At 73.5% G+C, this 6,786-nt stretch carries 9 protein-coding genes; 4 read left to right on the top strand and 5 right to left on the bottom strand.

Going from position 1 to position 6,786, the window contains the following annotated elements; genetic code table 11:
- Nucleotides 1–172 precede the first annotated feature (172 nt).
- Complete coding sequence (gene ribA, locus DQ238_RS03410; RefSeq protein WP_233495674.1) at nucleotides 173–1,240, top strand: GTP cyclohydrolase II; 1,068 nt, start codon at nucleotides 173–175, stop codon at nucleotides 1,238–1,240.
- A gap of 455 nt (nucleotides 1,241–1,695) precedes the next feature.
- On the opposite strand, the gene DQ238_RS03405 is transcribed toward ribA, so the two are convergent.
- The 4 genes from DQ238_RS03405 to DQ238_RS03395 form a co-directional block, all read right to left on the bottom strand.
- Nucleotides 1,696–2,769: a DNA polymerase domain-containing protein gene (locus DQ238_RS03405; protein WP_113779879.1), complete on the bottom strand. Its 1,074-nt coding sequence runs from the start codon at nucleotides 2,767–2,769 to the stop codon at nucleotides 1,696–1,698.
- 222 nt (nucleotides 2,770–2,991) lie between these two features.
- Complete coding sequence (locus tag DQ238_RS23000; protein WP_199506103.1) at nucleotides 2,992–3,150, bottom strand: hypothetical protein; 159 nt, start codon at nucleotides 3,148–3,150, stop codon at nucleotides 2,992–2,994.
- A gap of 9 nt (nucleotides 3,151–3,159) precedes the next feature.
- Complete coding sequence (locus DQ238_RS03400; protein ID WP_233495673.1) at nucleotides 3,160–3,912, bottom strand: class E sortase; 753 nt, start codon at nucleotides 3,910–3,912, stop codon at nucleotides 3,160–3,162.
- A gap of 62 nt (nucleotides 3,913–3,974) precedes the next feature.
- Complete coding sequence (locus tag DQ238_RS03395) at nucleotides 3,975–5,048, bottom strand: ATP-dependent DNA ligase (RefSeq protein ID WP_113779878.1); 1,074 nt, start codon at nucleotides 5,046–5,048, stop codon at nucleotides 3,975–3,977.
- Between the two features lie 99 nt (nucleotides 5,049–5,147).
- Between DQ238_RS03395 and DQ238_RS03390 the strand changes: the two genes are divergently transcribed.
- Genes DQ238_RS03390 through DQ238_RS03380 form a run of 3 tightly spaced genes read left to right on the top strand, consistent with a single transcriptional unit; the run spans nucleotide 5,148 to nucleotide 6,052 of the window.
- A complete protein-coding gene (locus DQ238_RS03390) occupies nucleotides 5,148–5,384 on the top strand; it encodes a type II toxin-antitoxin system Phd/YefM family antitoxin (RefSeq protein WP_113779877.1) in 237 nt (78 codons plus the stop codon).
- Nucleotides 5,381–5,767, top strand: a complete 387-nt coding sequence (locus DQ238_RS03385; RefSeq protein ID WP_113779876.1) for a type II toxin-antitoxin system VapC family toxin — start codon at nucleotides 5,381–5,383, stop codon at nucleotides 5,765–5,767. The genes DQ238_RS03390 and DQ238_RS03385 overlap by 4 nt, the downstream gene beginning before the upstream one ends.
- Before the next feature lie 48 nt (nucleotides 5,768–5,815).
- Nucleotides 5,816–6,052, top strand: coding sequence for a hypothetical protein (locus DQ238_RS03380; RefSeq protein ID WP_113779875.1), 237 nt, complete (start codon nucleotides 5,816–5,818; stop codon nucleotides 6,050–6,052).
- Here DQ238_RS03380 and DQ238_RS03375 read toward each other — a convergent pair.
- Nucleotides 6,027–6,785, bottom strand: a complete 759-nt coding sequence (locus DQ238_RS03375) for a dihydrofolate reductase family protein (RefSeq protein WP_113779874.1) — start codon at nucleotides 6,783–6,785, stop codon at nucleotides 6,027–6,029. The genes DQ238_RS03380 and DQ238_RS03375 overlap by 26 nt on opposite strands.
- Between the last annotated feature and the right edge of the window lies 1 nt (nucleotide 6,786).

Here is a 6,786-nt window from a genome sequence, read left to right as displayed (position 1 = left end):
GCGCACTCCAAGACGATCCGGGCCCGGGTGGACAGCCCCTGGGCTGTCTTGCGGCGACGCGCCCATCCCTCGAGCGTCCGCCGCTCGTCCTGGCTGATCACCAGCGCATCTCTCGGCTTACCGGCCATACATCCATGACACACCCGATTTCAGGACCGGCACACTAGCGCAGATGGTCACGCACAACACCGACGCCCACAGCACGGCCTTCACCGTCACCGTCGACGCGGTTGGAACGGGCACCGGTGTCTCGGCCGCCGACCGCGCCGCGACCTTCCACGCGCTGGCCGATCCGGCCACCCGCCCGGGCGACCTGCGTCGGCCCGGTCACGTGTTCCCGCTGCGCGCCCGGGAGGGCGGCGTCCTCATCCGCGCCGGCCACACCGAGGCCGCTGTCGACCTGCTCCGCATGGCCGGTCTCTCCGGGGTCGGTGTCATCGGCGAGATCACCGCTGAGGACGGCGGCATGCGCGCCGGGGCCGATCTCCGCGCCTTCGCCGCGGCGCACGGCCTGTTCGTCCTCGACGTGGCCGATCTCGTGCGCCACCGGCGGGCCACCGAGCGGCTGGTCGAGCAGGTGGCCGCGTCGCAGATGCCGACCGCGTTCGGCGAGTTCCGCGCGGTGGCCTACCGCAACCTGCTGGACGGCGTCGAGCACCTCGCGCTGGTCATGGGGGACGTCGCCGCGGCCGGGCACAGCGAGCGCGGCGCCCTCGTGCGGGTGCACAGCGAGTGCCTCACCGGGGACATCCTCGGCTCGTTGCGCTGTGACTGCGGCGCACAGCTCGAGCAAGCACTGGCCGAGATCGTGGCCGAGGGCAGCGGCGCGGTGGTCTACCTGCGCGGCCAGGAAGGGCGCGGGATCGGCCTCGGTCACAAGATCCGGGCGTACGCGCTGCAGGAAGCGGGGCTGGACACCGTCGACGCCAACACCGCACAGGGCCTGCCGGTTGACTCGCGCAGCTACGGCGTCGGGGCCCAGATCCTGGGCGACCTGGGCATCCGGCGGCTACGGCTGATCACCAACAACCCGGCCAAGTACGGCGGGCTCGACGGCTACGGACTCGACGTCGTCGGCCGGGTGGCGTTGCCGGTCGTGCAGACGCCGCACAATGTGCGCTACCTCCGCACGAAGCGGGAACGCATGCACCACGAGTTCGTCCTGGCAACCGACGCCCTGCCCGGCACGGGGTCCGACAGCGACGCCGGGCGACCGGTTGCGGCCGGCGAAGGGCGATGAAGGCCGAGCGGTCCGCACGGCGGCCGGTTGTCCGACGAGAAGGCCTCAGCGCGTGGGCGCCTCGCGGGTGATCGGCTGCGACGAAACCGGCGTGATCCCGCTCAGCGACGACCGGCTGCCGGTGCTGTCGGTCGGTCAGCGCTTGCGCGGGTGACGGGGAGCAGCACACGTGGCGGGCGGCCGGCTGCATCCTGGGATGCGTCCGCTCGCACCCCTGGTGCTGTGGGGGTCGGGTTCGTCTTCCCGACGCTGGTCGGGGCGCTGCCGATGTCGCTGTCCACCGCCGTCGCGGTGAACGCGTAGACCATGCACCGGCTCGACTTCAGGCACATCGTCCGCGGCTTTCGCCGATCCCGAACTGGCCTGTATCGCCGCCGCCGCGTGAGTCAACCTACGAGCAATCTCCCTGGTATCGGGCGAATGAGCGGTGTGCCAGCCCTGGATCGTCGTCGTGATCAAGAGCTTCCGCTGGTAGAGCGCCTCGCGCGGCTGGGCTGTACCCGCATCGGCTCGCCGGGCATCTTCGGGTAGTCGGGGGGATAGGGCAGGTCGCCGAGCCCCTCGTCCTTCGCCTGCCGCTCGGCCAGCTCCAGCAGCGGCTCGATGCCGAAGGCGTGCTCGGCCAGACCGGCGTGCTTGTCCCCGACCGCCCGGAACCGCGCGGGCATGGTCCGGACGTCGAAGTCCTCCGGTCGGACGTCGGGCAGCTCGTCCCAGTCGACCGGCGCCGACACCGGCGCGTTGGGCCGGGGCCGGATGGAGTACGCCGAGGCGATGGTGCGGTCCCGGGCCATCTGGTTGTAGTCGATGAAGATCTTCTCGCCGCGCTCCTCCTTCCACCACGACATCGTCACCTGGGCGGGCAGCCGACGTTCCAGCTCCCGGCCGAACGCGATGACCGCCCGGCGGACCTCGGGAAAGGTCCACCGCGGCCGGATGGGCACGTACACGTGCACCCCACGCCCGCCGGAGGTCTTCGGCCAGCCCTGCATGCCCAGCTCGCCCAGCAGCTCCCGCACGTGCGGGGCCACCCGCACGGCGTCGGCGAAGTCGGTGCCCGGCTGCGGGTCCAGGTCGATGCGCATCTGGTTCGGCGACTCGACGTCGTCCTTGTCGACCGGCCACGGGTGGAAGGTCAGGGTCCCGAGGTTGGCGCACCAGGCGACGACGGCCACCGAGTCGGGTGCGATCTCGTCCGCCGTCCGCCCGCTGGGGAAGGTGATGTGCGCGGTCGGCACCCACTCCGGGGCGTTCTTCGGCACCCGCTTCTGGTAGAAGGCGTCGCCGGTGTTGTCCACCCGGGTGGACAGCCGGGCCCCCTCGAAGAAGCCGCCCGGCCAGCGCTCCAGCGTCGTCGGCCGGTCCCGCAGCGCGTTCAGGATCCCGCCGCCGACCGCGACGAAGTACTCGACGACGTCGATCTTGCGGATCCCGCGCTCGGCGAAGTACGGCTTCTCCGGGTTGGAGACGCGCACCTCGTGCCCGTCGACGTCGAGGACGACGGCGTCCTTGCTGCTGCTGCTGGCCATGGGGCTCCTCGGCTCGGGCGGGTCAGGGTCTCATCCGGCCGGGCACGTCGGCCCGTCCCGCGGCACGGTGAGGTCGATCGGGGAGGCGTCGACCGCGGCGTCCGTGCAGGCGCAGCACGTCCTCGGGGAGGGCCGGCGACCAGCTGACCGCGAGCGGGTGAGCCGCGAGGAGGGCCTGCCGGAGGGCCCGGGCACGGCCAGCCGGGCGGGGGACGGGACGGGTCAGCGGTCCACGGTCACGTCGGTGAACGGCAGGTACGGCTCGACCTCGGGGAAGACGACGAACAGCAGCAGCGCGCTCACCGCGGCCACGAGCAGCAGCGCGAGCAGCGCCCTGACCGCGGTCGGGCCGGGCAGGTGCCGCCAGATCCAGGAGTACACGGGCGGTCCTCATCCCTCCCGCAGAGGCGGCGGGCCCTGCGGGGCGTCGGCGCGGGCCAGCGGGGCGCCGTCGAGCACGGCGTGCACGACCAGCCGCTGGCGGGCGGAGTACTCGGGGTGGCAGGTGGTGAGCGTCAGGTAGGCGCCGGTCGGCGGACCGCCGGGTGCGCCCCCGGGCGTGGGGGAGATCACCGAGACGTCGCTGGGGGAGACGATCTCCCGGCCGGGCACGAGGCCGCCGCCGTCGTCGTCATCGTCGTCGTCGTGGAAGGAGCCCGTGGCCGGGTCGCCCAGGACCCGGTAGACGAACCAGCGGTCGGCGGTCTCGACCACGACCGGGTCACCGGGGCGCAGCTCGTCGAGCTCCAGGAACGGCGACCCCCGGCCCACCCGGTGCCCGGCGACGGCGAAGTTGCCCTGCTCCCCGGGCATCGCCGTCCCGGTGTAGTGGCCGGGGCCCTGGGCCAGCTCCGCACCGCCGGTGCCCTCGACCACCGCCCGGGCGTAGTCGGCACCCAGCCGCGGGACGTGCAGGAAGGCGAACGCCTCGCCGGAGGTGATCTCGGCCGGCACCGACGGCGCCGGCCCGGTCCACTCCTCGCGCAGCTCGGTGGCCAGCTCCTCCTGGGCGGCGTCGCTCTGCAGGTCGGTCACCCACAGCTCGTAGACGACGAACAGCAGCAGCACGAAGCCGACGGTGAGCAGCGACTGGCCCAGCCCGCGGGCCGTCGTCCGCAGCAGCTCACCTCGACCGTTCGACACGGACAGCAATGCTAGGCCGACGGTGGGTGCGGACCCGCCCGCGACAGGCCGTCGGCCGGCGATCAGCCGGTGAGGACCTCCGCCAGGTCGTAGCGCACCGGCACCTCGAGCTGGTCGTAGGTGCAGCTGTGCGGGTCCCGGTCGGGCCGCCAGCGCAGGAACTGGCCGGTGTGCCGCAGTCGGCGTCCCTCCAGTTGGTCGTACCTGACCTCCACGACCAGCTCCGGGCGCAGCGGCACCCAGGAGAGGTCCTTGCCGGCGTTCCACCGGCTCTGCGCACCGGGCATGCGGTCGGCGTCCCCGTTGCCGGTGTCCGCGTTGGCCCAGTGCTGCCACGGGTGCCCGTCGAGCACCTCGGCCCGGTGGGGCGCCAGCTCCTCGACCAGCTCGGCCCGCCGCGCCATGGGGAACGACGCGGCGACCCCGATGAACTGCAGCGTCCCGCCGTCGTCGAAGAGGCCCAGCAGCAGCGACCCGACCACCGGCCCGCTCTTGTGCCAGCGGAACCCGGCGACGACGCAGTCGGCGGTGCGCACGTGCTTGACCTTGGTCATCAGCCGCTGGTCGGGGGCGTAGGGGAGGTCCGCGGGCTTGGCGACGACGCCGTCCAACCCCGCCCCCTCGAACTCGGCGAACCAGCGCTGCGCGGTGGCGACGTCCTGGGTGATCGCGGTGACGTGCACCGACCCGCTACCCGCCCCGACCACCTCGCGCAGCCGGGCCTGGCGTTGGGCGAAGGGGACCTCCATCAGCGACTCGTCGCCGATCGCCAGCAGGTCGAAGGCGACGAGGGAGGCAGGCGTCTCCTGCGCCAGCAGGTCGACCCGCGACTTGGCGGGGTGGATCCGCTGCAGCAGCGCCTCGAAGTCCAGCCGGTCGCCGCGGGGGACGACGACCTCGCCGTCGACCACGCACCGCTCGGGCAGCGCGGCCTGCACCGCGGCCACCACCTCGGGGAAGTAGCGGGTCATCGGGCGCTCGTTGCGGCTGCCCAGCTCCACCTCGTCGCCGTCCCGGAAGACGATGCAGCGGAAGCCGTCCCACTTCGGCTCGTAGTACAGCCCCTCGGCGGTGGGCATCGTGGTGACGGCCTTGGCCAGCATCGGCTTCACCGGCGGCAGCACGGGCAGGTCCATGCCGGTCAGTCAAGCAGCCACCGCTGACCGCGGACCTCGGACGCGACCGGTGGCCACCGGATGGGGTGTCGACCCTGACGCTCGACTAGACTAGATGGCATGACCACCTCCGTCGGGGTGCACGAGGCGAAGACCCACCTGTCCCGGCTGCTCGAGAAGGTCGCCGCCGGCGAGGAGGTCGAGATCACCAACCGCGGCCGGGTGGTGGCCCGGCTGGTCGGGCCGGCCCGCCGTACGCCGAACTTCGGCTTCGACCGCGGCAACGTGTGGATCGCCGACGACTTCGACGACCCCCTGCCCGAGGAGCTGCAGCGGGCGTTCGAGGGAGACGGGTGAGGCTCCTCCTCGACACCCACGTGCTCGTGTGGGCCGCCGCGGTCCCCGAGCGGCTCGGTGCGGCCGGGCAGCTGGTCGCCGACGCCGACCGACGGCTGGTGTCGGCGGTGAGCGTCTGGGAGCTGGCGATCAAGCAGCACCTGGGCAAGCTGTCGGTCGGGTCCGACGTCCGGACGTGGACCCGCCGCATGACGACCGAGCTCGCGCTCGAACACCTCCCCGTCAGCGCCGAGCACGCCGCAGCGGTCGAGCACCTGCCGGACGTGCACCGCGACCCGTTCGACCGGCTGCTCGTCGCCCAGGCCGTGGCCGAGGGCGCCGTGCTGCTCACCGCGGACGAGCGCCTGCTCGGCTACGGCGACGCGGTGCGACTCGTCGGCTGACGTGCGCCCCACGGCGGACCCGGCCGGCGGCCGCTAGCGTCCGGGTGCATGGAGGTCTCGGAGTACCGGCCCGACATGACCTACCGCGCCCGGTCGGTCTCCCTGACCGGCGACGACCCGGTGTTCCAGGACGTGGTGGTGCGCTTCGCCGACGGCCTGCTGCTGGTCGAGACGGGAGGGGCGGTGCGCGTCTTCCCGATGCACCGGGTGCTCGAGGTCGCTGAGCTGGAACCGGTCGAGAAGGTGGACGCCGACCAGGTCACGGTGCCCGTCCGGGTGCGCTGACCCGCAGAGGATGGTGGAGCAGGGCGTAGCGGGCGAAGAGGACGCCGTCCTCCTCCAGCAGCTGCCGCAGGTCGAGCCGGACGATGTCGGGCAGCGCTCCGGCCACCAGCCGGTCTGGGGCGCCCACCAGGGCGGGGGCGATCGACAGGTCCAGCTCGTCGACCACGTCGGCGGCCAGCGCGGCGGACAGCAGCACCGGACCGCCCTCGCAGAGCACCTGCTCGTGGCCGAGCTCGGCCAGCCGGTCGAGGGCCAGCGGCAGGTCGACGTCGTCCTCCCCGCAGACCAGCACGCTCACCCCGGCGTCGGCCAGGGCGGCCCGCCGGCCCGGGTCGGCGGCGGCGCAGGTGACCAGGACCGTCGGAGGGACGGCGAGGCGGTCGCCGGGCACCAGCGACGCCCGGCGCGATGCCACCGCGATGGGCAGCTCGGCCGGCCGGCCCAGCGCGGCGCGCATCCGACCCAGCGTCGAGCCCGCCACCACCGGCCCGTACCCCTCGCTGGCCGCCGTGCCGTGTCCGACCAGCACCACGTCGGCCAGCGCCCGCAGCACCCGGAACACCCGCTGGTCACCGGGTGAGCCCAGGCCCTCGCTGCGGCCGTCGACGGTCACCGCACCGTCCAGGGAGGCCACGAAGTCGACCCGCACCGAGCGCCCCGGCGGGAGCCGGTAGGCCTCCACCAGCCCGTCGTCATCGAGGTCGCCGGCCGGCCCGGGCAGCAGCCGGCGCACG

The organism is Geodermatophilus sp. TF02-6, assembly GCF_003319115.1.
Taxonomy (GTDB): domain Bacteria; phylum Actinomycetota; class Actinomycetes; order Mycobacteriales; family Geodermatophilaceae; genus Geodermatophilus.
The sequence above is the reverse complement of the archived record's forward strand: the minus strand, read 5'-3'. Positions and strand labels throughout refer to the sequence as shown.

Excerpts from the sequence above, each read along its gene's own strand:
- ribA (WP_233495674.1), top strand. The coding sequence starts at position 173 with ATGGTCACGCACAACACCGACGCCCACAGCACGGCCTTCACCGTCACC.
- DQ238_RS03405 (WP_113779879.1), bottom strand. The coding sequence starts at position 2,769 with ATGGCCAGCAGCAGCAGCAAGGACGCCGTCGTCCTCGACGTCGACGGG.
- DQ238_RS03395 (WP_113779878.1), bottom strand. The coding sequence starts at position 5,048 with ATGGACCTGCCCGTGCTGCCGCCGGTGAAGCCGATGCTGGCCAAGGCC.
- DQ238_RS03390 (WP_113779877.1), top strand. The coding sequence starts at position 5,148 with ATGACCACCTCCGTCGGGGTGCACGAGGCGAAGACCCACCTGTCCCGG.
- DQ238_RS03380 (WP_113779875.1), top strand. The coding sequence starts at position 5,816 with ATGGAGGTCTCGGAGTACCGGCCCGACATGACCTACCGCGCCCGGTCG.